This is a genomic window from Micromonospora sp. RV43 (genome assembly GCF_001029515.1).
Taxonomy (GTDB): Bacteria; Actinomycetota; Actinomycetes; order Mycobacteriales; family Micromonosporaceae; genus Micromonospora; species Micromonospora aurantiaca.
Window position 1 is genome coordinate 74,498 of sequence record NZ_LEKG01000005.1, and the last position, 25,082, is coordinate 99,579.

The 25,082-nt window shown below is 73.3% G+C and carries 21 protein-coding genes and 1 pseudogene; 12 read left to right on the plus strand and 10 right to left on the minus strand.

Annotated features, from left to right (window positions below):
• Positions 1–11 precede the first annotated feature (11 nt).
• Positions 12–1,670 (plus strand): RICIN domain-containing protein, encoded by a 1,659-nt coding sequence (locus tag ABD52_RS02695; RefSeq protein WP_047890670.1) that lies wholly within the window; start codon positions 12–14, stop codon positions 1,668–1,670.
• Positions 1,671–1,714: 44 nt separating this feature from the next.
• On the opposite strand, the gene ABD52_RS02700 is transcribed toward ABD52_RS02695, so the two are convergent.
• Positions 1,715–2,380, minus strand: a complete 666-nt coding sequence (locus ABD52_RS02700) for a TetR/AcrR family transcriptional regulator (protein ID WP_047890671.1) — start codon at positions 2,378–2,380, stop codon at positions 1,715–1,717.
• Positions 2,381–2,485: 105 nt separating this feature from the next.
• Between ABD52_RS02700 and ABD52_RS02705 the strand changes: the two genes are divergently transcribed.
• Together ABD52_RS02705 and ABD52_RS02710 are read left to right on the plus strand one after the other, a co-directional pair.
• Positions 2,486–3,430 (plus strand): SDR family NAD(P)-dependent oxidoreductase, encoded by a 945-nt coding sequence (locus tag ABD52_RS02705; protein WP_047890672.1) that lies wholly within the window; start codon positions 2,486–2,488, stop codon positions 3,428–3,430.
• Between the two features lie 61 nt (positions 3,431–3,491).
• Complete coding sequence (locus ABD52_RS02710) at positions 3,492–5,729, plus strand: hypothetical protein (protein WP_235437311.1); 2,238 nt, start codon at positions 3,492–3,494, stop codon at positions 5,727–5,729.
• Positions 5,730–5,771: 42 nt separating this feature from the next.
• Here the strand turns inward: ABD52_RS02710 and ABD52_RS41360 are convergent, their stop codons facing one another.
• From ABD52_RS41360 to ABD52_RS02720, 4 genes and pseudogenes are all read right to left on the minus strand, one after another.
• Positions 5,772–6,248: a YbhN family protein gene (locus ABD52_RS41360; protein ID WP_255352830.1), complete on the minus strand. Its 477-nt coding sequence runs from the start codon at positions 6,246–6,248 to the stop codon at positions 5,772–5,774.
• Positions 6,199–7,920, minus strand: a pseudogene (locus ABD52_RS02715) (phosphatase PAP2 family protein); the annotation flags it as partial. The pseudogene ABD52_RS02715 and the gene ABD52_RS41360, both read right to left, overlap by 50 nt.
• Before the next feature lie 295 nt (positions 7,921–8,215).
• Positions 8,216–8,365, minus strand: a complete 150-nt coding sequence (locus ABD52_RS39675; protein WP_161801599.1) for a hypothetical protein — start codon at positions 8,363–8,365, stop codon at positions 8,216–8,218.
• A 60-nt stretch (positions 8,366–8,425) separates the two neighbouring features.
• Positions 8,426–9,007: a TetR/AcrR family transcriptional regulator gene (locus ABD52_RS02720; RefSeq protein WP_013477236.1), complete on the minus strand. Its 582-nt coding sequence runs from the start codon at positions 9,005–9,007 to the stop codon at positions 8,426–8,428.
• A 51-nt stretch (positions 9,008–9,058) separates the two neighbouring features.
• Here ABD52_RS02720 and ABD52_RS02725 point away from each other — a divergent pair, with 51 nt between their 5' ends.
• The 5 genes from ABD52_RS02725 to ABD52_RS02745 all read left to right on the plus strand — a co-directional run bounded on the left by ABD52_RS02725 (position 9,059) and on the right by ABD52_RS02745 (position 14,669).
• Positions 9,059–10,114 (plus strand): hypothetical protein, encoded by a 1,056-nt coding sequence (locus ABD52_RS02725; protein ID WP_225319675.1) that lies wholly within the window; start codon positions 9,059–9,061, stop codon positions 10,112–10,114.
• A 107-nt stretch (positions 10,115–10,221) separates the two neighbouring features.
• A complete protein-coding gene (locus tag ABD52_RS02730; RefSeq protein ID WP_047890674.1) occupies positions 10,222–11,916 on the plus strand; it encodes a translation factor GTPase family protein in 1,695 nt (564 codons plus the stop codon).
• Positions 11,917–12,040: 124 nt separating this feature from the next.
• On the plus strand, positions 12,041–12,859 hold the full coding sequence (locus ABD52_RS02735; protein ID WP_047890675.1) for an endonuclease/exonuclease/phosphatase family protein: 819 nt from the start codon (positions 12,041–12,043) through the stop codon (positions 12,857–12,859).
• A 96-nt stretch (positions 12,860–12,955) separates the two neighbouring features.
• Complete coding sequence (locus ABD52_RS02740) at positions 12,956–13,489, plus strand: SigE family RNA polymerase sigma factor (protein WP_030268774.1); 534 nt, start codon at positions 12,956–12,958, stop codon at positions 13,487–13,489.
• Positions 13,476–14,669, plus strand: coding sequence for a hypothetical protein (locus ABD52_RS02745; protein ID WP_030268776.1), 1,194 nt, complete (start codon positions 13,476–13,478; stop codon positions 14,667–14,669). The genes ABD52_RS02740 and ABD52_RS02745 overlap by 14 nt, the downstream gene beginning before the upstream one ends.
• A gap of 54 nt (positions 14,670–14,723) precedes the next feature.
• Here the strand turns inward: ABD52_RS02745 and ABD52_RS02750 are convergent, their stop codons facing one another.
• The 3 genes from ABD52_RS02750 to ABD52_RS02760 form a co-directional block, all read right to left on the minus strand.
• Positions 14,724–17,477, minus strand: a complete 2,754-nt coding sequence (locus tag ABD52_RS02750) for a beta-L-arabinofuranosidase domain-containing protein (protein ID WP_047890676.1) — start codon at positions 17,475–17,477, stop codon at positions 14,724–14,726.
• Between the two features lie 39 nt (positions 17,478–17,516).
• Positions 17,517–18,899, minus strand: coding sequence for a glycoside hydrolase family 43 protein (locus ABD52_RS02755; RefSeq protein WP_047890677.1), 1,383 nt, complete (start codon positions 18,897–18,899; stop codon positions 17,517–17,519).
• A gap of 244 nt (positions 18,900–19,143) precedes the next feature.
• Entirely contained in the window at positions 19,144–19,356 is a 213-nt protein-coding gene (locus ABD52_RS02760) for a hypothetical protein (RefSeq protein ID WP_013285733.1), read from the minus strand.
• A 168-nt stretch (positions 19,357–19,524) separates the two neighbouring features.
• Between ABD52_RS02760 and ABD52_RS02765 the strand changes: the two genes are divergently transcribed.
• Positions 19,525–20,751 (plus strand): sensor histidine kinase, encoded by a 1,227-nt coding sequence (locus ABD52_RS02765; RefSeq protein ID WP_047890678.1) that lies wholly within the window; start codon positions 19,525–19,527, stop codon positions 20,749–20,751.
• Complete coding sequence (locus ABD52_RS02770; protein WP_030268785.1) at positions 20,739–21,392, plus strand: response regulator transcription factor; 654 nt, start codon at positions 20,739–20,741, stop codon at positions 21,390–21,392. The genes ABD52_RS02765 and ABD52_RS02770 overlap by 13 nt, the downstream gene beginning before the upstream one ends.
• A gap of 60 nt (positions 21,393–21,452) precedes the next feature.
• On the opposite strand, the gene ABD52_RS02775 is transcribed toward ABD52_RS02770, so the two are convergent.
• A complete protein-coding gene (locus tag ABD52_RS02775; RefSeq protein ID WP_047890679.1) occupies positions 21,453–22,619 on the minus strand; it encodes a serine hydrolase in 1,167 nt (388 codons plus the stop codon).
• A 234-nt stretch (positions 22,620–22,853) separates the two neighbouring features.
• Between ABD52_RS02775 and ABD52_RS02780 the strand changes: the two genes are divergently transcribed.
• Positions 22,854–23,324: a hemerythrin domain-containing protein gene (locus tag ABD52_RS02780; protein WP_047890680.1), complete on the plus strand. Its 471-nt coding sequence runs from the start codon at positions 22,854–22,856 to the stop codon at positions 23,322–23,324.
• A gap of 52 nt (positions 23,325–23,376) precedes the next feature.
• Here the strand turns inward: ABD52_RS02780 and ABD52_RS02785 are convergent, their stop codons facing one another.
• On the minus strand, positions 23,377–24,255 hold the full coding sequence (locus ABD52_RS02785) for a hypothetical protein (protein WP_047890681.1): 879 nt from the start codon (positions 24,253–24,255) through the stop codon (positions 23,377–23,379).
• 339 nt (positions 24,256–24,594) lie between these two features.
• Between ABD52_RS02785 and ABD52_RS02790 the strand changes: the two genes are divergently transcribed.
• Positions 24,595–25,082 (plus strand): cellulose binding domain-containing protein (locus ABD52_RS02790; protein WP_047890682.1); only part of this gene is annotated, 488 nt, incomplete at its 3' end.

Sequence of the window (25,082 nt, forward strand, 5' to 3'; positions counted from 1 at the left end):
GAGGTCGAACGATGCTCAACCCCGCAGTGACGTCGCCGCCCGGCGCCCGCCGGGGCCGGCGCGCCGGCCTGGCGCTGACCCTGGTGGCGGCGCTGGCCGCCGCGATCGGCGTGGCAGTGGTGGCCGCGCCGTCGGCGCAGGCGGCCACCATCGACACCAGCGCCTGGTACGTGCTCGTCAACCGCAACAGCGGCAAGGTCCTCGACGTCCGGGACACCTCGACCAGCGACGGCGCGGCGATCCAGCAGTGGTCCCGCAACGACGGCGAGTGGCAGCAGTTCCAGTTCGTCTCCTCCGGCAGCGGCTACTACCGCCTCCGTGCCCGGCACAGCGGCAAGGTGGTCGACCTGTGGGAGTGGAACGTCGCGGACGGCGCGGAGTACCGGCAGTGGCCCGACCTCAACGCCGCCAACCAGCAGTTCCAGGTGCGCGACTCGGACGGCGGCTACATCCGGTTGATAAACAGGCACTCCGGCAAGGCACTGGAGGTCTGGGAGAGGTCGACCGCCGACGGCGCCCGGGTCAGCCAGTACGCCGATCTCAACGGCACCAACCAGCAGTGGCAGATGGTGCGGGTGGGAGCGGGCACACCGACCACGCCGCCGCCGTCCACCGGGTGCGGCAGCGGCTCCTACCAGGCCGAGGCCGTGCTGAACGGCGGCACCTGGACGGCCCGCAACGGATCGTCGACCGTGTACTCGGGCGGGGACATGCTCGCCGCGATGCAGGCAGCGGTGAACTCCCTGCCGGCGGGACGGACCGCGAAGCAGCGGGTGGTGGTGCGCGGCTCCGGGTCGATGAGCGCGGGGTCGCGGTTGTCGCTGCCGTCGTACACGACGCTCGCGGTCTGCGGCACGATCAACGTGACCGGCTCGGGGTCGGGTGACTATGCGCCCGTGTACTCGCGCGGGACCACCGACGTCGAGGTGCAGAACCTGACCCTCACCGGGGCGCCGCTGTACGGGATCTTCATGCGCAACGTGAACAACCTGATGCTCGGCCAGATCGACATGCGGCTGTCCGGCGGCCTGGGGGTGCGGATCGACAACCACGGCGGCGACCGGGCGGTCAAGGTGCGCAACGTGCGGATCGACACCGTGTACGTGTCGGGGACCGGCGCGCACGGCGTGGAGACGTACGGCGTGGACGGCCTGACGATCGGCACCGTCACCGCGCGCAACACCGGCTACTCCGGCCTGCTGCTCAACGACACGATCAACGCCACAGTGGGCACCGTCGACGCGCAGGGCGCCGGCACCGGAACCGGGTACGCGGCGTTCCGGATGGCCAACCGCAACGGCCGGGTCGGCAGCTCGTACCCGACGAACATCCGGGTCGGCACCGTGATCGCGTCCGGCGGTGGCCGGGGGATCTTCTGCGTGTCGGAGTCCGGCGGCGCGGTCATCGACCGGGTGACGATCTCGAACACCGGGAACAACTCGATCCTCGTGGAGAACTGCTACAACGTCACCATCGCCGGGGTGTCCGGGACGGTGACGGGCGGCGGCGAGGTGCGGATCGCCTCGCGGACCGAGTTCCCGATCTCCTCCGGTATCCGCTTCCAGAACCTGACGGTCACCAACACGAACATCACCCAGAGCCCGTGCGGCGGGGCGAACAACACGATCAGCAACGTTACGCGGGTCAACTCGACGCTGACCTGGTGCTGACGGTCCGGCTGCCCCGCAGCGCCGGTGGCGCGCGGGGCAGCCGGTCAGGCCCGGGGCAGCACGCCCAGCAGGGTCGCGGTCAGGGCCATCGTCAGCGAGTCCGCCATCTCCAGGTGCAGGCGGGCCAGTTCGGGCTCGGCCCGGTAGGCCGCCGCGAGGCTCGGCGGCGGTGTGCTGTACGCCGACAGCGCTCCCGCCAGAACCATGGTCTGGAGGCTGAACAGCATCGCGTTCCCGCCCAGCTCCGGCAGGTATTTCCGCATCAGGTCGGTCATGGTCGCCAGGCGGTCCAGGGAGGCGCGCTTGTAGCGGGCCACGACCTCGACGGAGACGTTGTGCTCCAGGACGCTGCCCTGTGCCCCGAAGAGGTCGCACATCACCGATCGGCGGGCGAGCGAGCGGCTGACGACCCCGGCCACGGCGGTCGCCCGCTCGGCCATCGGCAGGTTCGCGTCGACGCCGTCGGCCAGCTCGTCGGCCAGCTCCGTCAGCCACTCCCGCAGGTAGCGGTCCAGCAGCTCCAGCAGCACCGCCTCGCGGGACTCGAAGTAGCGCAGCACGTTCGGCTTCGCCAGGCCGACCCGGCGGCTCAGCTCGTTCAGCGTGACGGCGGCGACAGGCATCTCGTCGAGCATCGCCGACGCCACGTCGAGGATCGCCCGCCGGCGGATCTCCCGCTGCTCCTCGGTCCGGGCCCGCTGGAAAGTCACGCCCGCCAGCCTAACTTGAGTACCTCCGGTACGTTGACAACGTACCGGAGGTACCTTAACGTCTACGGCACAAGATACTTCCGGTACTTTAAGTGGAGGAGTGGCATGGGCGAGACGTGGACGACGGCGGACATCCCGGACCAGCGCGGGCGGGTGGCGGTGGTGACCGGGGCCAACACCGGACTGGGGTACGAGACAGCGAAGGCACTGGCCGAGCGCGGCGCCTCGGTCGTGCTCGCCGTCCGCGACGTCGGGAAGGGCGAGCGGGCCGCAGCCGGCCTCACCGGCGACGTGAGCGTGCAGGCGCTTGACCTGACCTCGCTCGACTCCGTCCGCACCGCCGCGGCGGCGCTGCGGTCCCGGTTCGGCCGGATCGACCTGCTGGTCAACAACGCCGGCGTGATGTACACCCCGAAGCGGACCACCCGGGACGGCTTCGAACTCCAGTTCGGCACCAACCATCTCGGCCACTTCGCGCTCACCGGGCTGCTGCTGGACCTGATGCTGCCGGTGCCCGGCTCGCGCGTGGTGACGGTCAGCAGCGTCGGCCACCGCATCCGGGCCGCGATCCACTTCGACGACCTGCACTTCGAACGCTCGTACGGCCGGGTCGCCGCCTACGGGCAGTCCAAGCTGGCCAACCTGATGTTCACGTACGAGCTGCAACGCCGGCTCGCCCCGTACGGCACCACCGTCGCGGTGGCCGCGCACCCCGGCATGTCCAGCACCGAACTCGCCCGCAACACCCCGGCGGCCCTGCGGCTCCCGCTCACCTGGCTCGCGCCGCTGATCACCCAGACACCCGCGATGGGCGCGCTGCCCACGCTGCGGGCCGCCACCGACCCCGCCGTGCTCGGCGGCCAGTACTACGGCCCCGGCGGACGGTACGAGGTGAAGGGTCACCCCCGGCTGGTCACCTCCAGCCCGCAGTCGTACGAGGTGGCTGTCCAGCAGCGGCTCTGGGCCGTCTCCGAGGACCTCACCGGCGTGCGGTTTCCCGTCCGGTCCGGTCCGCACCCGGTTACCGCCGCCGCGGCCGGCATGAGGTGACAGCGACCCTCTGTTCCGCGTTCGGCAGCGCGGGGCGGGCCGTCTTTGTGACGCTTCGATAGTGGAGATACCCGGCGGCGACAGAGGCGTCGAGCTGCGCATCCACGGGGTGTCCGGTGCGTCGGCGGAGACGATCGTCGACCATCCGATAGTGGTGCGTGTGGCCGGCGACGGGCACGCCGGGTTCTACCGGGTCCGGGAAGGGCTCGGCTCGGCCGGCGGCGCGACTGCCGGGGTGGTGGTGGAGGCGTACCGGTGGGGAACCCTGACCGCCGGGGTGGCGGTGCGCACGGCGTCGATGCTGGTGCTGCTGCCGTTCATGCTGAGCAACCTGGCGGTGTGGATGCGTTCCACGCCGGTGGACCGCTGCGGCCTGCTCGGCGGGCTGTGCCGCCTGCTGGCCGGATCGCTGACCGTGGCGTTCACGCTGGCGCTGGTCGGGGTCACCATGAACCTGACCGGCTGGCAGTGCGTCCCGTACGCCGAGTGCCGGGAGGGGAGACCGTACCTGTCGTGGCTGGTGGCGTTGCCGATCGGCCCGCGCCTGGCCGTGCTGGCACTGGTCCCGCTGCTGGCGCTGCGGGTGTTCTGGGCCGTCGGGAAGCGGTCGGCCGCCGCTTTCGAGGGCTTCGGCTCGGCCCCGCCGCGCGGGCGGTTCCTGGAGTCCACCGGGAGTCTCGCCGCCCCCGGGGTCTGGCACGACGAGCAGATGACCTCGTGGCTGCGCCAGATCCACGTGGGTCTCGGTGCCGGCACCGTCGGCGTCAGCCTCGTCGTCGCGGTGTCGCACGGCCGGTGGAGCGCCGTCGCCGTCGGGCTGCTCGGCCTCACCGCCGGGCTCGTGGTCCTCTGCGCCGTGCTGCTGACAGTGACGGTCCCCGCCGGGCGGGCCGGGCCGTTGCGCCGCGCGGTCTGGATCCTGGTCGCGGTCGCCACCGTGTCGAGTCTGGGGTACGCCGTGTCCCGGCGGGAGGTGCCCGTGCCGGCCGGGCAGATGCCCGGCTACGAGGGCGCCGTCGCCGGTCTGGTCGCGGCGCAGGGCCTGATGCTGGTCCTGATCGCCGCGGTGACGCTCGTGCGCCGGCGCGCCCGGCCGGCCGGTTCCCGCGCCCTGCTCCGGGGGCTCGGCACACCGCTGGTCGCCGCCATGTCGGTCACCGTCGCCTCCGCCTACACGGCCACGCTCGTGTTCCGGACGGCGGACCAGCTCGACCGGGGCCGCATCCCCGACCCGATCCGGAACAACCCACCCGCCCTGGGACCGCTGGAACCCCCCGTCGGGTACTGGTGGGCGGCGCTGGCCGGGCTCGCCGCTCTGCTGGTCGTCAGCGCGGCGATCGCCGTCACCCTGCCGGTGGCCCGGCGCCGGCGGCGGGCGTACGCGCGGCACGTGGTCGAGCACGACTATCCCGACGCGCCCGCCGAGGCGACACCACGACTCGACGCGGTCCGATCGACGATCGCCCGGTCCTTCGTGACCGACGAACTGGGGCCGACGTTCGTGGCGTTCTTCGTGATCTCGTCGGTCGGGCTCGCCACCGTCGCGCTCGACCTGATCGGGATCGGCCCGACCCAGCTCGTCGCCCGCCTCGGCCGTCGGCACGACACGCTCGCCGTGCTGACCGCGTACGTGACGGACGTCGGCATCTGGGCCATCAGTCTGCTCGTCATCGGGCTGCTGATCCTGGGCTACCGGGCGTACCGGTCGCCGGAGACCCGCCGGCTCGTCGGCGTCCTGTGGGACCTGGGCACGTTCTGGCCGCGTACGGTGCACCCGTTCGCGCCGCCGTGCTACGCCGCCCGCGCCGTACCGGAGCTGGCCCGGCGGGTCTCCGCGCTCGCCGCGCAGGGCCCGGTGGTGATCTCCGGACACAGCCACGGCTCCGTCCTGGCCGCCGCCACCGTCCTGCAACTGCCGCCGGAGGCCCTGCCCCACGTCGCGTTGCTGACCCACGGCAGTCCACTGCACCGCATCTACGCCCGCCTCTACCCCGCCTATCTCGGTGAGGAGGCGCTGCGCGACGTCGGCGACCGGATCGGCTGGCGCTGGCGCAACCTGTGGCGCGACACCGATCCGATCGGCGGCCCGATCTTCGCCGACCCGGGTCTGCGGGCCCACCTGCCCCCGGCCGCCGAGGCGGTCGACGTCCGGCTGCGGGATCCGCGCAGCGTCGTCGTGGAGGCGCCGGACACCGTGCCGCCACCCGTCGAACGCCACTGGCACTACCACAACGAGCCGGAGTACCGGGAGGCCGTACGGGAACTCGTCGACGACATCCGGGCCGGTGCCCCCGGCTGAGGCCGCCCCGCGTACCGCCGCCGGCCGCCGCGACTGTGGCGCTCACAGCAGCCGGCGGCGGGTCAGGAGCCGGAAGGCCACATACCCCGGCGGTACCGGGAGCCAGAACGTCGCGAGACGGTAGATCAGGGTGCCCGCGACGGCGGCGTCCAGTGGCACTCCGTAGAGCAGCAGCCCGGAGACGAGCGCGGCCTCGGTGGCGCCGAGCCCGCCGGGGGTGGGCGCGGCGGACGAGACGCCCTCGCCGACGAGGCAGACCAGGATCACCGGGGGCAGGTGCGCGAGGGGGAGCGGGCCGGTGGCGAGAAGCGCGAGGTAGAGACAGAGGCCGTAGGTGAGGGTGAGCGCCGTGGACGCGACGACGAGCCACCACAGGCCGTGCTGACGGGTCAGGGCGCGCAGGGCGGTGACGACCTGGCCGGCCGCGTCGCCGGAGCCGTGGCGCGGCGAGGACGGCCGCCAGGACGAGCAGCACAGCCAGGGCGCCCAGCAGCAGCGGTATCGCCCTGGTCGCGTCATGGGTGAGGATGCGGGCGGGCCGGCGGGCGAACGGCAGCAGCACCGGCAGGAGCAGCACGACCGACACCGCACCGGCGGCGCGGGAGACACCGACGGCAGTGGCCGCGTCGGCGGTGGTGAGTTCCCTCTGGTGCAGGTACCGCAGGCTGAGCGCGGCACCGCCGAGGCTGCCGGGAGCCAGCCGGTTGGCGAACGACGCGGCCACCTGCACCAGGGTGGCCTCGCCCAGCGGGATCCGCTTGGCCGCGGCGAGCCGGAGCACGACGCCGCTGAGCAGGTAGGTCAGGGCTGAGCCGAGCAGCGCCGCGGCGACCGCGAGCGGATCGGCGTGCAGGATCAGACGCGCCGCGGTGCGTATCTCGCCGAGCTGCGGAAGCAGCAGGTGCACGATCAGCCCCAGGATCAGCAGCTCCAGGACGGTGCGGCGGTTGAACCGGACCACCTTCGCCGCCGGGCGGTCGCGGTCGGGGCAGCGCCGCACGATCTCCTGACGGAGGCTGTCGAGCATGCCGGGACGGCCGCGCAGGGCGCTGCGGCCGGCGCGGGACAGCACCGCGGGTTGCAGGAACGGCACACTGTCCGCGACCGCCGCGGCGCCCAGACGGTCGACCGCGGCGGCGACCACAGCGGCGGGGTCCACCCGCGTGGACAGCGCGACCATCAGCTCGACGACGTCACGGGCCCGCTGGTCGGCCGGGGCGTCGTCGGCGGCGAAGCCCAGGTCCACCAGGTAGACGTGGTCCCGGCCGACGAGCACGTTCGCGGCGCGCAGGTCGCGGTGTGCGATGCCGGCCCGGTGCAGGCGACCCACCTGGTCCCACGCGTCGCGCACGGCGGCGGGCGGGACCGGTCCGACGACGGCGTGCAGCGGGGCGGCGTCGATGAACTCCTGCACCAGGACGGCGTCCCCGCCGGACATCGCGGCGGTCGTGACGACCGCCGGGATCCGCACGCCCCCGCGCTCGGCCAGCAGGGTCATGCAGGTTTCGTGTTCGCTCTGCTGGCGGGCGCTGAGATACGGGGGCGCGTCGGCCACGTGCCGGTACCGCGCCCGGCGGTAGAGCTTGTAGGCCCAGTCCGCGTCGCGCTGCTCGCCGCCGGTCACCTTGACGAACAACTGCCGCCCGCCGGTGGTGACCGCCCGCCACGGCTGCGAACCCCGGGCGTCACCGTGGATCGGCGTCAGCCCTGCCACGTCGATCCCGCGCCGCCGCAGCGCCGCCCGCAGGGCGGGCACCGACCGCTGCGGCCCGACCTCGCCGACCACGAGCCGCGTCACGCAGACCGCGAGCCAGCCGACGAGGAACCCGCCGAGCACGTCGACCGGCAGGTGCGCCCCGACGTGGATCCGGGCCCCGGCCACCAGGGCGATCGCCACCCAGGCCGCCCGGCGCCACCGGGTGCCCCCGGCCCGCGCCGCGACGAGCGCCAGGGCGGTGGCGACCGCGACGTGTCCCGAGGGGTATCCGTACCGCCCGGTGATCGTCTCCCGCAGGACCACATCGGTGAGCAACGCCGCCGGCCGCTGCCGGGTGACCGCGGCCTTGGCGGCGACCGCGAGCCAGTACGCCAGGTTCCCGGCCAGCAGCAGGCTCCACGCCGTGCCGATCCGGCGGGCCAGGACGGCCGCGGTGGCGGCGACGAACACCGCCGGGTAGGAGCCGAGCTGCATGACCAGGACCAGGACCGGAGTCAGCCCGGCGGGAAGGTGGTTGAGGAGGGCGAACAGGTCCCGTTCCCAGGGCGGCACCCGGCGGCTCCGGACGGCCGCGCTCAGCGCTGCCAGCAGACCGGCCGAGGTGGCCAGGCTGACCAGCAGGGCGGGCGACGGGCGATGCGTACGCGCTGCCACCGGTCCTCGGCCGCCCCTCAGTCGGCGCAGATGCCTGCTGTCGATCCGAACCCTACGGATCGCCGACCCGGCGGATGCTCCGGTTCGCCACCGGTCAACCCGTTGGGGGCGACGATCAGGTGGTGGTGGACACGGCGGTGGAGACGCTCGTCGGGCTGCCGCCGGTCCTCGTCCTGACGCTGGTGATCGTCCTGGTGGTCCACGGTGGCGCGTTGCCGCTGTGGGCGGCGGCGGCCGCCGGTACGGCCCGGGTGTGCTCGCCCACGCTCCACGGGTGCTGCGCCGGCGCCTCGACATCGCGCGGGTCCGCCGATGAACTGTGGCGTCAGCCGCGACCACGTACCAGGGGCAGGAACACCTCGTCCACGATCTCGACCAGCACCTCGTCGGGGACGGACGGGACGCCGCGCATCGCGTACTCGGCGCGGAGCAGCATCATCGGTACCGTCGCCACCCGGTGACGGACGGCCGCCGCAGGCGCCTCGCCCCGGGCCGCGGCCCGTTCCAGCATCCCGGTCCACGCACGGTCCATGGTGTCGGCGCCGGATCGTTCGCGCATGAGCGTGAGCAGCTCCGGATCGTCAGCCGCGGCGGCGAGCAGGCCGCGCAGGACGGCCCCGTGCGGCGACGACCACGTCTCGTTCGCGAGCCGGAGCATCTCGAGCGCGTCGCCTCGCAGCGTGCCCGTGTCCGGATTCGGCATGGCCGCGTCGGACAGGTGGCGGTACGCCGCGACGCCCAGCGCCGCCCGGTGCGGCCACCGGCGGTAGATGGCGTTCTTGTTGGTTCCGGCGCGGGCGGCCACCCGGTCCATCGTCATCCCCGCGTATCCGGACTCGCGTAGTTCCTCCGCCGCGGCCCGCAGGATCGCCTGTTCCAGTTCCTCGCCCCGTCGCCTCCTGCTCATGCCTTGCAGGGTACGCGCCGTACCTTATAGGGTACGCGTCGTACCCTAAGAGTGGAGTTCTCGATGCGCGTCTTCGGCATGAACTACGACACCGGCTTCGTCAGCGCCGGATCCACCACCCACGAGCCGTTCGACCCCGACGTCGTGCGCAGCGACCTGCGTGTCATCCGCGACGAGCTGCGCTGCGACGCGGTCCGCGTCACCGGCGGCGTGCAGGACCGGCTGGAGCTGACCGCGCGGCTGGCGGCCGAGGCGGGGTTGGAGGTGTGGTACTGCCCGTTCACCAACGGCCTGGACCGCGACGGCCTCATGGCGTTCCTGCTCGACGGCGCCGAGCGGGCCGAGCGGCTGCGGCGTGTCGGCGCCCCGGTCGTCTACCTCACCGGTTCCGAGATCTCCCTGTTCACCGACGGTTTCCTGCCCGGCCGTGACCTGACCGAGCGCATGGCGGTGTTCACCGACCCGATGCGGATGCGGGAGGCGGTCCCCGCCGCGCGGGCGGCGGTGCGCGACTTCCTCGCGGAAGCGGTGCCCGCGGTGCGGGAGCGCTTCGGCGGCCCCGTCGGGTACGCCTCGATCCCGCTCGAGGACGTCGACTGGACGGCCTTCGACATCATCGCCAGCGACGCCGGCTACCGTGACGCGACCAACTCCGCGGTGTTCCCGCAGTCCCTGGCGGCGGCCGTGGGGCAGGGCAAGCCGTACGCGGCGACCGAGTTCGGCTGCTGCACGTTCCGCGGCGCGGCCGACGTCGCGGGCGCGACGGAGCCCGTGGCCTACGACGAGCACGGCCGTGCGGCGAAGCTCACCGCGGAGCTGGAGCGCGACGAGGAGGGCCAGGCACGCTACCTCGTCGACCTGCTGCGCGACTACGAGGCCGGCGGGGCGGAGGCGGCGTTCGTGTACACGTTCGCGAACCGGCACCTGCCGACCACCGGCGACCTCGAGCACGACTACGACCTGGCGTCACGGGGGATCGTGCGCGTCCTGCCGGACGGCTCGTGGACGCCCAAGGCCGCCTTTCACGCCCTGGCCGAGTACGGCCGCGTCCGTGCGCTGAGCCGGACCGAATTCGGTGGTGGTGGTCGCGGCGGACGGGCAAAGTAGGACTGCGCACCGGCGGCGAGCGCCGCCACCACGACTGTCACCAGGAGAGACAATGCGAGCAGCTTCCACGCTTCGGACCCTTGCCCGTCCTACCGTGGAGCTCCGCCTTGGCCCTGTTGAACCTCGGAATCGTCGCGCATGTTGACGCCGGAAAGACCAGCCTGACCGAACGCCTGCTCTACGAGGCGGGCGCGGTGGCCGAGCCGGGCAGCGTCGACGCCGGCACGACCCGGACCGACTCGATGGAGCTGGAACGCCGCCGCGGCATCACCATCCGGGCGGCCGTCACCTCGATCACCATCGGTGACCTCAGCATCAACCTGCTGGACACCCCCGGCCACCCCGACTTCATCGCGGAGGTCGAGCGGTCGCTGGCCGTCCTCGACGCCGCAGTGCTCGTGGTGTCGAGCGTGGAGGGCGTCCAGCCGCAGACAGTCGCCATCTGGCGGGCGCTGCGCCGCATCGGCGTACCGACTGTGTTCTTCTTCAACAAGGTGGACCGTGGCGGCGCCGACGTGGACCGGGCGACGGCCCAGGTGCGGCAGCGGCTCGGGGCGCGGCCGGTCCTGCTCACCACTGTCACCGGCCAGGGCAGCCGCGAGGCCCTGGTGCATGCCGTGGACCTCGACGCCGAACCCGTGGTGGCGGAGGTGGCCGAGGTCGACGACGCGGTGGCGGCACGCTGGCTGACCGACCGGCCGGTACGTGTCCGCGACGTCCGCCGGGCGCTCCGCCGCGCGGTACGAGGCGCCGAGCTGGTCCCGGCGGTGTGCGGCTCGGCCATCACCGGTGCCGGGGTACGCCGGCTGTCGGCCCGGATCGGCCAGCACATCGGCGACCCGCCACGGCGGCACGGCTACCGGTTCCCGCCACCGACCCGGCAGGCGGTCGTCGAGCCGGTCGACCCGGCGCAGCGCCTGGCGATGTTCGCCGGCCTGGCCGAGCTGGCCGACGAGGACCCGCTGGTGGACCTGCGCCTCGACGAGCAGCAGGCGGAAGCGGTGATCCGCCTGCACGGCGAGGTCCAGAAGGAGGTCCTCGCCGCCCTGATGGAGGACCGCTACGGCGTCCGGGTGCGGTTCTCCGGCACGCTCACCGCCTGCATCGAACGGGTCGCCGGCACCGGCGCGGCCGAGGAGCGGTTGCGCGAGCGCGGCAACCCGTACCTGGCCGGGCTGGGGTTGCGCATCGACGCCGCACCGGCCGGGCACGGCATCGAGTTCCGTCCCGGGATCGAGCCGGGCCGACTGCCGCCGGCCTTCGTCGCCGCCACCGAGGAGGGCGTGCGGGCCGCGCTGCGGCAGGGCCGGCACGGCTGGCCGGTCACCGACTGCACTGTCACCATGACGGCGTCCCGATACTGGCCCAGGCAGAGCCGGCCGCACCGGAAGTTCGACAAGTCGATCTCGACGGTGGCGGCGGACTTCCGCAACCTCGCCCCGGTCGTGGTCGCCGCCGCGCTGCGGCAGGCCGGTACGCGGGTGTGCCAGCCGATCGAGCGGTTCGACGTCAACCTGCCCCGGCACGCGGTCGAGACGGTGCTGGCGCTGCTCGGCCGGCTCGGCGCGGTCGTCCACGACACCGCAGTCGCTGGCGGCTACCTGGAGGTGAGCGGCACCCTGCCGTCCGCCCGGGTGCCGCGGGTCGTCGTCGCCCTGCCCGACCTCACCGGCGGCGAGGCGGTGCTGACCACCACCTTCGACCACTACGCGCCGGTCACCGGCGAGGAACCCCCGACACTGCCCCGGCGCGGGCCCGACCCGGACGACCGGGAGGCGTGGTTCCGGGCCGTACCGAGGTAGGCCGCGCCGGGCGGTGACGGGAGCGTTGCGGCGATAGGATCACCGGCGCCCGCCGCCGCCCGTACCCGTTGGAGTCCCGCTGTCAGCGCAGCCGGTCACCCACCTCGCCCGGCGTGTCCGCCGGGTGCTGACCGCGGTGTGTCTGCTCGTCGTTGCCGGGTTGCCCGCAGGGTCGTCGGGCGCGGGCGCCGCCGGCGCGGGGACGCTGCGGGTGCTCCAGATGAACCTCTGCAACAGCGGCCGGGCCGGCTGCTACACCGGCCGGGCCGTCCCGCAGGCCGCCGACGTCATCGCCGCGGAACTGCCCGACGTGGTCACGCTCAACGAGGTCTGCCGCGACGACATGGTGACGCTTGCGCGTACGCTGCGGGCCGTCCGTGCCGGTGGCACGACGGTGTCCGCGTTCCAGGCCGCCGGTGACCGCCCCTCCGGCGGTCCCACCCGGTGCAACAACGGCGAGCCGTACGGGATCGGGTTGCTGGCCCGCCTCGACGCCCGCGACGCGCGGCCGTCGGTGCACCGGGGGACCTATCCGGCGCAGGACCTCGCCGACCCCGAGGAGCGGGTCTGGCTCTGCGTCCGGGCCGACGGGCTGCACACGTGCACCACGCACCTGGCGAACACCAGCGGCCAGGTGGCGCTGGCCCAGTGCGGGCAGTTGCTCGGCACCGTCGTGCCGGGCGTCCGGGGCGACGCCGTCGGCGCGCCGACCGTCCTCGGCGGTGACCTCAACCTGCGGGCCGGAGGCATGCCGGACGTGCGGTCGTGCGTGCCGGTGGGCTACCGGCGGATCGACGACGGCGGCCGCCAGCAGATCCTGGCGTCGAGCGGCGTGACGATCTGCTGCCGCCGCGCGGTGGACATGCGCGGGGCGACCGACCATCCGGCGCTGGTGGCGACCATGATCCGCTCGTGGCCGGCGCCGCCACCGGGACGGTACTGACCGAGGTCTCCGGACACGCGGCGGATTTGGTCCGCCGTCCGTGCAACTTCCCGGGCGGGCGTAGCCGTTCTACCTCCGTCACGAGGAGGCAGTCGATTGAAAGCCGAAGACGAGCAAGCGTTCCGCGAGTTCGTGACGTCACAGATGGCGTCCCTGCGCAAGCTGGCGTACATGACCTGCGGCGACTGGCACGCCGCGGAGGACGCCGTGGCAAACGCGCTGGTCAAGCTCTATCCACGCTGGCGGAAGCTGGAGCGGCCCGATCTCTACGTCAAGACCATGGTCTACCGGGCCGCGATCGACGAGACCCGCCGGCCCTGGCGGCGCGAGCGGTCGGCCGGCGACGCCATGCCGGACGCCGCGGTGCGGGACACGGCGGCGGTGACTGACGAGCGGATGCGCCTGCGGGCGGCGCTCGAAGCCGTCCCGGCGGGACAGCGGGCCGCCGTGGTGCTGCGGCACTACCTGGACCTGAGCCTGGAGGACACGGCCGCCGTGCTCGACTGCACGGTCGGCACGGCCAAGAGCCAGGTCTCCCGTGGGCTGGCGAAGCTGCGCGAGTCCCTCGGCGGCGAACACCTCAATCTCACCGGCAGGCCGATGGAGGAGTGGACGAATGCAGTTGCGTGAACTGGTGGACGCCGTGACCGGCGACGAGCCGCCGATGGGCCGTACCGTCGACGACATCGTCGCGGCCGGGCGGCGCGCCGAGCGGCGCCGCCGGAACCGGTTCGCGACAGCCGGCGCGGCGGGCCTCGTCGCGGTGGCGGTCGCCGCCGCGATCACGGTGCCGACCCTGGACGCGAGGCGCACCGCCTCGGCGCTGTCCGAGGCGCCGCGTCCGGGCGTCAGCCCCTGGCCGGACGCCTCGCCGTTCACCTTCACCTTCACCGGGTACGACGCCGGCACGCTGCACGTGCAGGACCCGATCGTCGTGTCGACCGCGTACCAGATCGCCCCCGTCTACTCCGACCGGCACACCTCGAACGACAAGCCCGTCAGCCAGGACGAGGCCGAGGCGTTCGAGCAGGAGAGGACGGCCGCCGGGGCGAAGCCGACTCTGTGGGCGTACCTGACCGTCTACCGGCCCGGCGCCTTCGATCCGGCCGCGGTCAAGGACGGTCGGAGCGTCAGGGTGGCCGGGCGCAGGGCGGTGCAGGCGACGCTGCCGTTCGGCCTCGACCCGCGCAACCCGGTGGATCCGGGCAACAAGCTGTTCGCCTGGGAGTACGCCCACAACGCCTGGGCGGCCGTCACGTCGATCTCCGGCGACGCGGCGACGCCGAGCTTCGCGGACCTGAGCGGCCTGGTCGCGGGCCTGAAGCCGGCCGGGCCGACGCCGGCGCCGCTGCCGTTCACTGTGGGCTACCTGCCGCGGGGTTACGTGCCGCTCCAGGTGGGCACGCACGCCATGCCCGGCCTGAGCGGCATCGCCACCGCCCGCGCCGGTGACTACGGCGGCGCGACGTACACCAGGCCGCCCCTGCGCACCTCGGGCCTGACCGCGCCGTTCGACTCGGTCGAGGGCGGGATCAGGGACGGGTTCCACATCTTCGTCACGCCGAGCACCAGCTCCAACCAGTCACCGGAGCCCGGTGCGACGAAGTGCTACCCGGGGGCGGCCCGCGGAGGCGGGTTCTGCAACATCTGGAGCGCCGACGGCACTGTCGTCGTCCAGGTCAGCTCCGAGGGCGTCGGCGGCCGGCTGCCCCAGGCCGAGCTGCTGCGGATCGCCGAGGGGATCACCGTCGCCGACGACGTGCGGGACGAGTCGACCTGGACTCCCGCCCCGGACGCCCTGACGCCCTGACCGATCCTGGCGGCGGTGGGAGCGGCCCGACCGCTCCCACCGTCACCGCCTGATCTACAGGAACCGCCAGCGCTGGTGCGCGGCCCCGGTGTCGTCGGCGAGGACCGCCTGCGCACCCTGGGCGCCGGAGCCGCCGCTGAGCCCGAGCACACGGCCCCCGTTCGCGCACTGGATGCGGAACCAGCCGCCTCCGCCGTGCCGCAGCCGCCACCTGTGGTCGGCGGTGCCGTTGTCGGCCCACTGGACGATCCGGGCGCCGGCCGCTGTCGAGCCGCCCTCGACGCCCAGCACCTTGCCGCTGTTGCCGTTGCGCAGCCGCAGGTAGCCGCCGGTGTCCACGAGCGCGGTCCAGAGGTGGTCGGCGGTGCCGGTGTCGCCCCACTGGACGACCAGCCCGCCGTCGGCGGTGGACATGTTCTGCACGCCGAGCACCAGCCCGCTGCCGAGGTTCTGGATCCGCCGCGCTCCGTTGGGCAGGAACCGCCACTGGTTGTCCAGGCTGCCGTTGTCCGGATCCTGCACGGCGAACGCGCCCTGGGCGGTCGAGCCGCCGGAGATGCCGAGCAGCTTGCCGGTGTGCACGTTGCGCAGCTTGTGGCTGCCGTCGCCCACGTCGACGACGGTCCACAGGTGGTCGGCGGTGCCGTTGTCCGCCCACTGCAGGATCCGGGCGCCGTCGGCGGTGGACATGTTCTCCACCCCCAGCACCTTGCCGCTGTTGACGTTGCGCAGCCGCAGCGCCGACCCGTCGACCACCAGTTGCCAGTCGTGGTCGGCGGTGCCGGTGTCGCCCCACTGGAGCGCGAGCCCGCCATCGGCTGTGGACATGTTCTGGATGCCGAGCACCAGGCCGCTCGCCGCGTTGGCGAGCCGGAAGCTCGCCTCCCCGCCGCCGGCGCCCGCGCCGACCCGCCAGTAGACCGTGTAGTTGTGCCCGTGGGCGTCGTAGAACGGGCCGAGGTTGACGGTGGCGCCGTCGGCCCGGGCGGTGAACGCGAGGCTGCCGGCGCCGGTACGGGTGACCGAGGCGGGGTCCAGCGTCGGCAGGCCGCTCAACGTGGCGTTGCCGTAGTTGCCGGAGAGCACCACCGGCCCGTACGTGACGGCCTGCACAGCGGCGTCGTCGTTGGCCGCCACAGTGGTGACCCGCATCGGCAGCCGGACCGTGACCGTGTCGCCGGACGTCCAGGCGCGGGTCAGGACGGCGTAGCTGCCCGGCGTGGCGGCGATGCCCGCCGCGACGCCGTTGACGCTGACGCTCGCCCCGCTGGTCCACGCCGGGATCCGGATCCGCATCGTCCACGACCCGGCCACCGAGCCGGTGACGGTGAGCGTCGTGGTGTCGCCGACCGGGTACGAGGTGGCCTGCGTGACGGTGATGCCGCGCTGGCTCCAGGTGAGCACCGAGGGGACGAACAGGTTGACGGTCAGCGTGGTGCCGTTGTGGAAGTAGATCGCGTCCGCCAGCGTCGTGTTGGTCTCCAGCCCGGTGCCCTGGCAGCACCAGAACGAGTTGTAGTCGGTGCTCCACGTGCCGCCGCCCCACGCCGGGCCGACACCGCGGCGCCCGCCCGGGTTGAGCGGGGTGAAGTACGTGACGTGGCCGTGCGCGTCGGCCGGGTTCTGCTGGCCGATCATGTGGTTGAGCAGCGCGCGCTCGTAGAAGTCGGCGTACGCGACCCGGTCCGGGTCGAGCTGCCAGAGTTCCCGGGTCAGCTTGAGCATGTTGTACGTGTTGCAGGCCTCGCACGTGTCGTTGCGCAGGTAGCCGGCGATCGCGTTGGGTGCCCGGAAGTGCTCGGCCTGGCTGTTGCCGCCGATGGCGTACGTGTGCGCGCCGACCGTGATGGCCCACGCGTTCGCGGCGATGTCCCGGTAGCGGGTGACGCCGGTGGCCTTGTACTCCCGGGCCGCGCCGATCCACTTGGGCACCTGCGTGTTGGCGTGCAGCCCGTTGAGCTGGTCGGAGTTGGCGGCGAGCGGGTTGAACACGGCGGCGTGGTCGAACCGCTGCGCGACAGTCAGCCACCGCCCGTCACCGGTCTGCTGGTAGAGGTCGGTCAGGACCGCGTTCATGCCGCCGAACTCGGTGCCGAGCATGGCCTGCATCTGGGCCGAGGTGAGCCGGCCGGTGCGCTGGTCGACCCACCCGGCCAGCGCCAGCAGCACGTCCCGGGCCTGGGTGCTGCCGATCAGCCGCCACACGTCCAGCAGCCCGGCGAGCGTCTTGTGGATGCAGTAGTAGGGCACGTTGCCGTTGCTGAGCGTCCGCGCCTCCAGCGCGGTGAAGTCGGACTCCGGGAAGCCGGACAGGTACCCGGCGCTGAACCCGGCCGCGCCGTTGTTGGCCTGGCAGCGGGCCAGTTCGGCGACCATGGTGAGTGCCTTGTCCCGGCAGGTGGTGTCGCCGAGCACCGCCCACGCCTGTGCCCAGGCGGTCAGGAAGTGGCCCTGCATGTGGGTGCGGAACGGGAAGTTGGGCGCGTCCCAGCCGCCGTTGGCGGCGGCGCCGCCGGTGGACAGGCGGTGGTTGGCCCGGAAGTTGTAGAGCAGCCGGTTCACGTCGACGAAGCGCAGGTAGGCGACCGTACGGTTCTGGTTGTCCTGCCAGCGGCCGGCGGTCAGCCGTACCTGGCCGGGATCGAACGCGTACGCGGACACGCCGATGTCGGGGCGGGCCGGTGGCAGCGCGGCGTGTGCCGTACCGCCTGCGGAGACGGACCCGGCGGCGGCGCCGGCGGTGGCCGCGACGGCTGTCGCGGCGGTCGTGCGCAGGAGGAATCGGCGGTTGACCAGGGGAGCGGGCATGGCGGCCTCCGTGGCGGGGGACGGTGGTGGTGGGGGCGGTTACGCGGTGACCCGGAACGTGGCGTCCTGCCTGTCGATCGCGGGGGAGCCGGCGCCGAGCGGGTCGATGCGCAGCCGGTAGTCGTAGTGCCGCAGGTAGCGGGTGGGAAAGTTGTGCGAGCGGAACGACGACCAGGTGCTGTCCGCCAGGCCGGCGGTGCGGTGGAAGGTGGCGTCGGCGCGGAACGTGGCGGTGCCGTCGTTCGGGTCCAGCCGGACCGCGTAGTCGTAGTGCCGCAGGTAGTTGCCGGGGTAGTTGACCGACTCGAACGAGACGGCGGCGGAGTCGGCCAGGCCGGGGACCATGCGCCACATCTGGTCCTGGTAGGGGTCGAACGGGTACGCGTCAACGCGGGCGATCCGGTCGGCGTGCCGGACGTAGCGGTCGGGCAGGTTCGACGACTTGAGCCGCACCCAGTTCGGCGTGCCCCAGCGGTTGACCATCCCGGCGTACTCGGCGTCGCTGATGCCGACCATCGAACCGTGCTTGGAGTTCAGCGGTGGGGTGTAGTCGCGCTGGTTCAGCGGCGTCCACGAGTTGCCCGCGATGGTGGTGGTGGACCAGGCGTAGTAGTCGTTGTTGACCGGGCTGAACGAGTCGCCCCACAGCCGCCAGCCGCCCTCGTTCGTGCGCAGCAGCAGCGGCGCCTCGATCGCGTTGCCCTGCCGCAGCCCGCTGGTGTACGTGGTGAAGCTGTTCGGTGCGCCGGTGGCGGACCGGGCGCCGTACAGGTACCCGTCGTCGAGGTTCTTGTAGTAGAGGTACGTGGTGCCGCCGTCGACCACCACGTCGCCGTCGAGCACGCCGAAGCCCGGGCTGAAGTAGACCTGCGGTGCGCTGACGGTGCGGAAGTCGCTCGTGTAGTTGACGAACAGCACGTCCCGGCCGTTGTTGGCGGAGTAGACGATGGCGTACTGGCCGCGGGCGGCGTCCCAGAACGCGGTCGGCGCCCACGTGTGGGTGTCCAGCGTGTGCATCCGGATGCGCCGGTAACCGGTGAACGCGGTCAGGTCGGTGGAGTCCCACACGTGCAGGTACTGGCTGGTCAGCCCCCAGTTGGTGCCCTTGAGGTCGGTGGCCAGCACCACGAACGTGCCGTCGGTCCTGCGCAGCACGAACGGGTCGCGCAGGCCGAGCTGCCCGGCGGCCGGGGTGACGACCGGGTTGTTCTGGTTCAGCGGGGTCCAGGTGAGGCCGTCCCGGCTGACGGCCAGGTGCAGGCCGTAGTCGGCGCCGAGACCGTTAGGCGTCTCGGTGAAGTAGGCCATGGCGTAGGCCGTGTTCGGCGCGGCGAGCGCGCCGCGGGGCAGGCTGAGCGCGCCGGAGGCGGCCGCAGCGGTGGACAGGGCACCGAGGGTGAACGCGCGTCGGGTCAGGGGCACGAGGGGCCCTCCTCTGCGGTGGGGATGACGTCCGCGTTAGCGCTAACAATCTCCCCTAGCCTGGCGTTCACATAGTCGTCTGTCAATCGAGTGGTGACGCTAACGCGCGCAGCCGCGGACCTCCCGCGACGACACCAGTCGTACCAGCCGGGGGAGTGGTCGCGGGGCGAACGCCGCAGGGCGGGCCGATCGTCCTCACGGCCCGCCCCGCCCGGCTTCCCGGCGCCGCCCGCACGGCGGCGGATCAGCGGTTGCGGTAGTGGTTCACTGCCAGCGCCGCGCCTGATGCGAGCGCCAGCGCGCCGAAGGCCGAACCGGCCCACGGGTTGCCCAGGACGCTCGACAGCGTCACGTTCGCCGCCACGCTGACGACGAGCACCAGCCAGAGCAGCGGGCGCATCCGGGTGACGGGCGTCGTCGCGGCGGTGTTCTCGGCGGTACGGTCCAGGTCGTTCACGGCTGCCTCCTCGGGTGACGTCCTTGCACCTCGACGCTAGGCGCGCGGCCGGCCGGGAACGATCCCGCCAGCACGACGACCGGGGTACAGCAGGCTGTACTTTCCGCGCCCGGACCTGACGGACGGCGACAGCGGTGACCTATCGTGGCGGCCGGGGGTGGGCCGGGGATGGAGTACGTACGCAGGCGGTTCCGCGCCGCGGTGGACGCGCTGGAGCACCTCGTCGGCGGGCTCGGCACCGCCGTGCTGGCGCTCGGCGCGCTGTTCGGGATCGTCGTCGTGGCGGCGGCCTGCGTCGGCGGGTTCGGACTGCTGCTCGTACCCGGGATGCTGCGGGCGGTGCGGTCGGTGGCCGACCGCGAGCGTGCCCGGCTGTCCCGGTGGGGGCCGCCGATCCCGTCGCCCGGCCCGGTGCCGGCCGGGGTGCGCCCGGCGCTGCGCGACCCGGTCGTCCGGCGGGAACTGCGCTGGGTGGCCACCCACGGAACGCTCGGCTTCGGCGCCGGGCTGATCGCGCTCGCGCTGCCGATCTACGCCGTGCAGGACATGACGTTCCCGCTGTGGTACCGGCTGGTGCCGCCGGACGCCGGTGCACCGGGGATCGGCTGGTGGCGCGTCGACGGGCTCGGCGACGCGCTCACTGTCGGCGTGCTCGGCATCGGGTGGCTGGTGCTCGCGGTCGCGACCGGGCCGGCCCTGGCGCGGATCCAGGCCCGGCCGGGCCGCCGGCTGCTGCCCCCGCCGCCCGGGTTCGACCTGTCGCTGCGGGTCGCCGAACTGACCGCCACCCGGGCCGCCGCGCTCGACGCCCACGCGGTGGAGCTGCGCCGGATCGAACGCTCGCTGCACGACGGCACGCAGAACCGGCTGGTCGCGGTGAACGTGCTGCTCGGCGCCGCGCGGCGGGCGGTACGCCGTGACCCGGCCCGCGCCGACGAGATCCTGGAACGCGCGCAGAACGCGGCCGAGCAGGCGCTCGGTGAGCTGCGTACGGTGGTGCGCGGCATCCTGCCGCCGGTGCTCGGCGACCGGGGCCTGGCCGGGGCGCTCGACGGACTCGCCGCGGAGTGCGCGGTTCCGTGCCGCCTGTCGGTGGACGTCGACGTGCGCTGCGCGGCGTCGGTCGAGGCCACCGCGTACTTCGTGGTGGCCGAGGCGTTGACGAACGTGGTCCGGCACAGCGGCGCGAGCGCGGTGGACGTCGCCGTGCGCCGGGAGGGGAACCGGCTGCTCGTCACAGTCACCGACGACGGGCGCGGGGACGCCGACGAGACGCGTGGCTCCGGGCTGACCGGCATCCGCCGCCGGGTCGAGGCGTACGACGGGCGGATGACGCTGACGAGTCCACCGGGAGGACCGACGAGGATGCACGTGGAGCTGCCATGCGGATCGTGATCGCCGAGGACGACGCGCTGCTGCGCGAAGGGCTGGCGCTGCTGCTGCGCGCCGAGGACCTGGACGTGGTGGCCACCGCGGGCACGCCGGGGGAGTTCCTGGCCGCCGTGGACGAGCACCGGCCGGACGTGGCGATCGTCGACGTGCGGATGCCGCCCACGCACACCGACGAGGGGATCGTCGCCGCGGTCGAGGCCCGCCGCCGCCTGCCGGGCCTCGCGGTGCTGGTCCTGTCCGCGTACGTCGAGCAGGCGTTCGCCACCGAGCTGTTCTCGGTCGGCGCCTCCGGGCTCGGCTACCTGCTCAAGGAGCGGGTGGGCCGGGTCGAGGAGTTCCTCGCCGCGCTGCACCGCGTCGCGGCCGGCGGCAGCGTGATCGACCCCGAGGTGGTCGGGCAGCTGCTCGCCCGCAACCGGCGGCCGGACACCGCGCTGGCCGAGCTGTCGCCGCGTGAGCACGAGGTGCTGGCGCTGATGGCCGAAGGGCTGGGCAACGGCGCGATCGCGGAACGGCTGTTCGTCACCGACGGCGCGGTGCACAAGCACATCCGCAGCATCTTCGCGAAGCTGAGCCTGCCGCCTGACGACCGCGCCGACCGCCGGGTCACCGCCGTGCTGCGCTACCTCGACGGCCGGCGGTAGACGCACGCACGTCCGCGCGCCGCCTCGCGGGAGGCGGCGCGCGTGCGGTGTCGAGGCGGATCAGCGGCGGGTGCCGCACAGGGCCGCGTCGACGGTGCTGGTGACCGCCTCCAGCATCTCCATGCTCGTCGGCAGCCCGGTCACCGCGACCACCGCGCTGCGCCCGTCGGTGGTGGACAGGTTGCGGGTCTGGAAGCCCTGGATGTCGCCGCCGTGCCCCCAGGCGTGGCCGCCGCAGGGCAGCTCGTGCCGGGCGATGCCCAGGCCGTACTCCCAGACGCCTGTGGGCTCGAAGTCGGGCGCCGGCACGGTACGCGTCAGGGCCGCCTGCTGGGCCGGCTCGAGCAGCCGGCCCGCCAGCAGCGCCTCGAAGAACGTGCGCAGGTCCGACGGCGTCGAGACGAGCTGGCCGGCGGCCCAGCCCAGCGACGGGTCCATCCGGGTCACGTCGACCCACGGCGCGCCGGGCTCCACCGCCACGTATCCGCGCGGCAGCCGGCCGGGCAGGTCCTGCTCGCCGGTCTGCGGCCAGTACGTGTCGCGCAGCCGCAGCGGCTCGATGATCCGCCGGGTGATCTCCTCGCCGACCGGGCGCTGGGTGACCCGCTCGACGATCAGTCCGGCCAGGACGAAGTTGGTGTTGCTGTACTCCCACTTCTCGCCCGGCGGGAAGTGCCGCGACTGGGTGAGTGCCTCGTCCAGCAGCCGGCGCGGGTCGAAGTAGTCGCTGCGCCGGTCCACGAGGTCCAGCGCCTTGCCGAACACCACGTCGTCGTAGTCGGGCAGGCCGCTGGTCTGCTGGAGCAGCTGGCGTACGGTGATCCGCCGCCCGTCGTTGCCGTTGGCGCGCACCAAGCCGGGCAGGTAGCGCTCGACGCTTGCGTCCAGGTCGATCCGGCCCTCGCCGACGAGCTGGAGGACGACCACCGCGGTGAACGTCTTGGTGTTGCTGCCGACGCGCACCCGGGCGTCGCGGGGGATCCCGGCGCCGGTGCGCAGGTCACCGACCCCGGCGGTGTAGTCGCGCACCCGGCCGTCGCGGCGTACGGAGGCCAGCGCCCCGGGGAAGCCGTGCTCGGCGACCAGGCCGTCCAGTCGCTGCTGGACCGCGTCGGCGGCCGGACGCCGGGCGTCGGTGGTGGTGGCGGACGCGGCGGGCACACCCAGCGCGGTGACGGTGAGCAGGGCCGCGGCGCCGACGGCCACCGGGAAGGTACGGCGGGTCATGGGAACTCCTCGACGGAGGTGAACGGGTACGACCTCAAGCCTCGGAGAACCAGGCCCCGCGCTCCATACCGCCAGCTGCCGAACCGGGGTAGCGCTGGCACTACTTGATGGCGCCGGTGCCGCCGGTTAGGCTCCGCCCAGCGTCGCGTGCCGGTGGCAGACCGTGTCAGGCATGGAGGCGCCGGATCGAAGGGAGTACGACGATGACACTCGTCGTCCCTTCGCCCTCGCCTCATGGCTGAGGGCGAACAGACCAGGCTGGTGGCCTGGAGCCGCGAGATGCGCGCCGTTCACGAGCGGCTGCGCGAGGCGCTGGCGGTGACCCGGCGGGCGCTCGCCGACGGCGAGCCGGCCCGCCCGGCGACACGTGAGCTGCTGTTGTTCTGCCACGGGTTCTGCGCGGCGCTGACCGCGCATCACGAGGGCGAGGACCACAGCCTCTTCCCGGCGATCGCAGCGCGGCATCCGGAACTGCGCGGCACGCTGGACCGGCTGCGGCAGGACCACTCGATGATCGGGTACCTGCTGACCGGGCTGAGCGCGGCGGTGGTCCGCGACGCCCCGCCCGGGGAACTGGCCCGGCACCTGGAGGGCGTGGCGGCGATCATGGAGTCGCACTTCCGGTACGAGGAGCGGCAACTGCTCACCGTGCTGGAGACGCTCTCCCTGGACGCCGACCCGGGCGACGTGTTCGGGCCGTTGTGACCGCTGTCGCGGCCCGGCGGGATGCGCACCGCCGGGCCGCGACCGGTCCCTGTCAGTTCAGGCCGCAGGTGGCGAACCCGTCCAGGTTCGGCCGCTGCGCGCCGACGCGGTTGAACGCGATCTCGATGCGGTCGAGCGCCGCGACGCGCTTGCTGCGCAGCGGGCCGAGGATGGCGTTGTCGATGAACGCCGGTCCGCCCTCGGGGCGTACCGCGAGCCGGGCCAGGCGGGCGTCGGCCTCGGCGATCTGCTTGTCCAGCGTGGCCAGTTCGGCCTGCACCTGGCCCGCGGCCGCCGCCGGGACGGCGGGGAGCACGACGCGGGGGCAGTTGACGGTCCGCGCCGCGCCGCCGGCGTTACCGTTCTGGCCGCCCGCGTTGCCGTTCTGACCCCCGGCGTTGCCGTTCTGCCCGTTGCCGTTCTGCCCGCCGGCGTTGCCGTTGCCGTTCTGGCCGGCACCGTTCTGGCCGGCGCCGCCGTTGACGGCGCTCGGCACGCCCGGGGCGTTGAGCGAGCAGGCCGCCAGCGCGTCCAGGTCCGGCCGCTGCGCGCCGATCCGATTGAAGGCGATCTCGATGCGGTCGAGCACGGCGACGCGCTTGCTGCGCAGCGGGCCGAGGATGGCGTTGTCGATGAACGCCGGTCCGCCCTCGGGGCGTACCGCCTGCCGGGCCAGCCGCTCGTTCTGCCGGGCGATCTCCTGGTCCAGGTTGGCCAGTTCCCGTTCCACCTGGGCCGACGCCGCAGCGGGGACGGCGGGCAGCTTGTCGCGTACGGTCGGGCAGTTCACGGTCTGCGCGGCGGCTGTGGTGGCCGGGCGGTTGTTCTCGCCCGCCGACGCCAGTTGCAGTCCGCCGGCGAACAACAGCGCCGCGAGGGCGCCCACCCCGCCGAGCTTCAGGACCGCGGTCTTGCGCGTACCCCTGGCCATGCACCTCTCCTCTGGTTGACCGGGAGGGCCGGTGCGGCGGGTGCCGCCCCGTCTCCACGGTGCGAAGTGACGACTGGAGGAATCGTGCTCGTGCCCGCTCCGGCATCGCGGTTCCGGCCGATGTTCCGGTCGGCAGTGGATACGGACGGCGCGTCGAGATCGTTCAGTGCGTACCGAGGTTTGACCACATCGACGTCCGTCGTTAGGCTGCGCTGAAAGCGCTTACTGCGCGGGAGACGTGAGCGTTCGTGGGACGTCCGGGTATCAAGGCCCGCCCCCGACACCGACAGGGCATCGGTGCCGGCGCGGGCACGGCACCACCACCCGCAGGAGACCAGCATGATCAACCGACACCGCCGTACGGTGTTGTGGACGTCCGCCGCGGCGACGGCCGCGCTCGCCGCGTCCGGCCTGGCCGTCGGCGCGACCGCCGCGCAGGCGGCCGCCGGCTGCCGCGTCGACTACGCCGTCACCGCGCAGTGGGGTGGCGGCTTCACCGCCAACGTCAACCTGACGAACCTCGGCGACCCGCTCAACGGATGGGCCGTCACCTGGACGTTCGCCGCCGGTCAGACCGTCGCCCAGGCCTGGGGCGCCGAGATCACCGCCAGCGGCGCCTCGGTGCGGGCCGCCAACGTCAGCTACAACGGCAGCCTGGGCACCAACGCGAGCACGTCGTTCGGCTTCAACGGCACCTGGAACAACAGCAGCAACCCGGTCCCGACCTCGTTCGCCGTCAACGGTGTCACCTGCACCGGCGGCGTCACCCCCACCACCGGCACGCCGCCGGTGCAGGTGACACCGTTGACGGCGAACGAGGTCGGGAC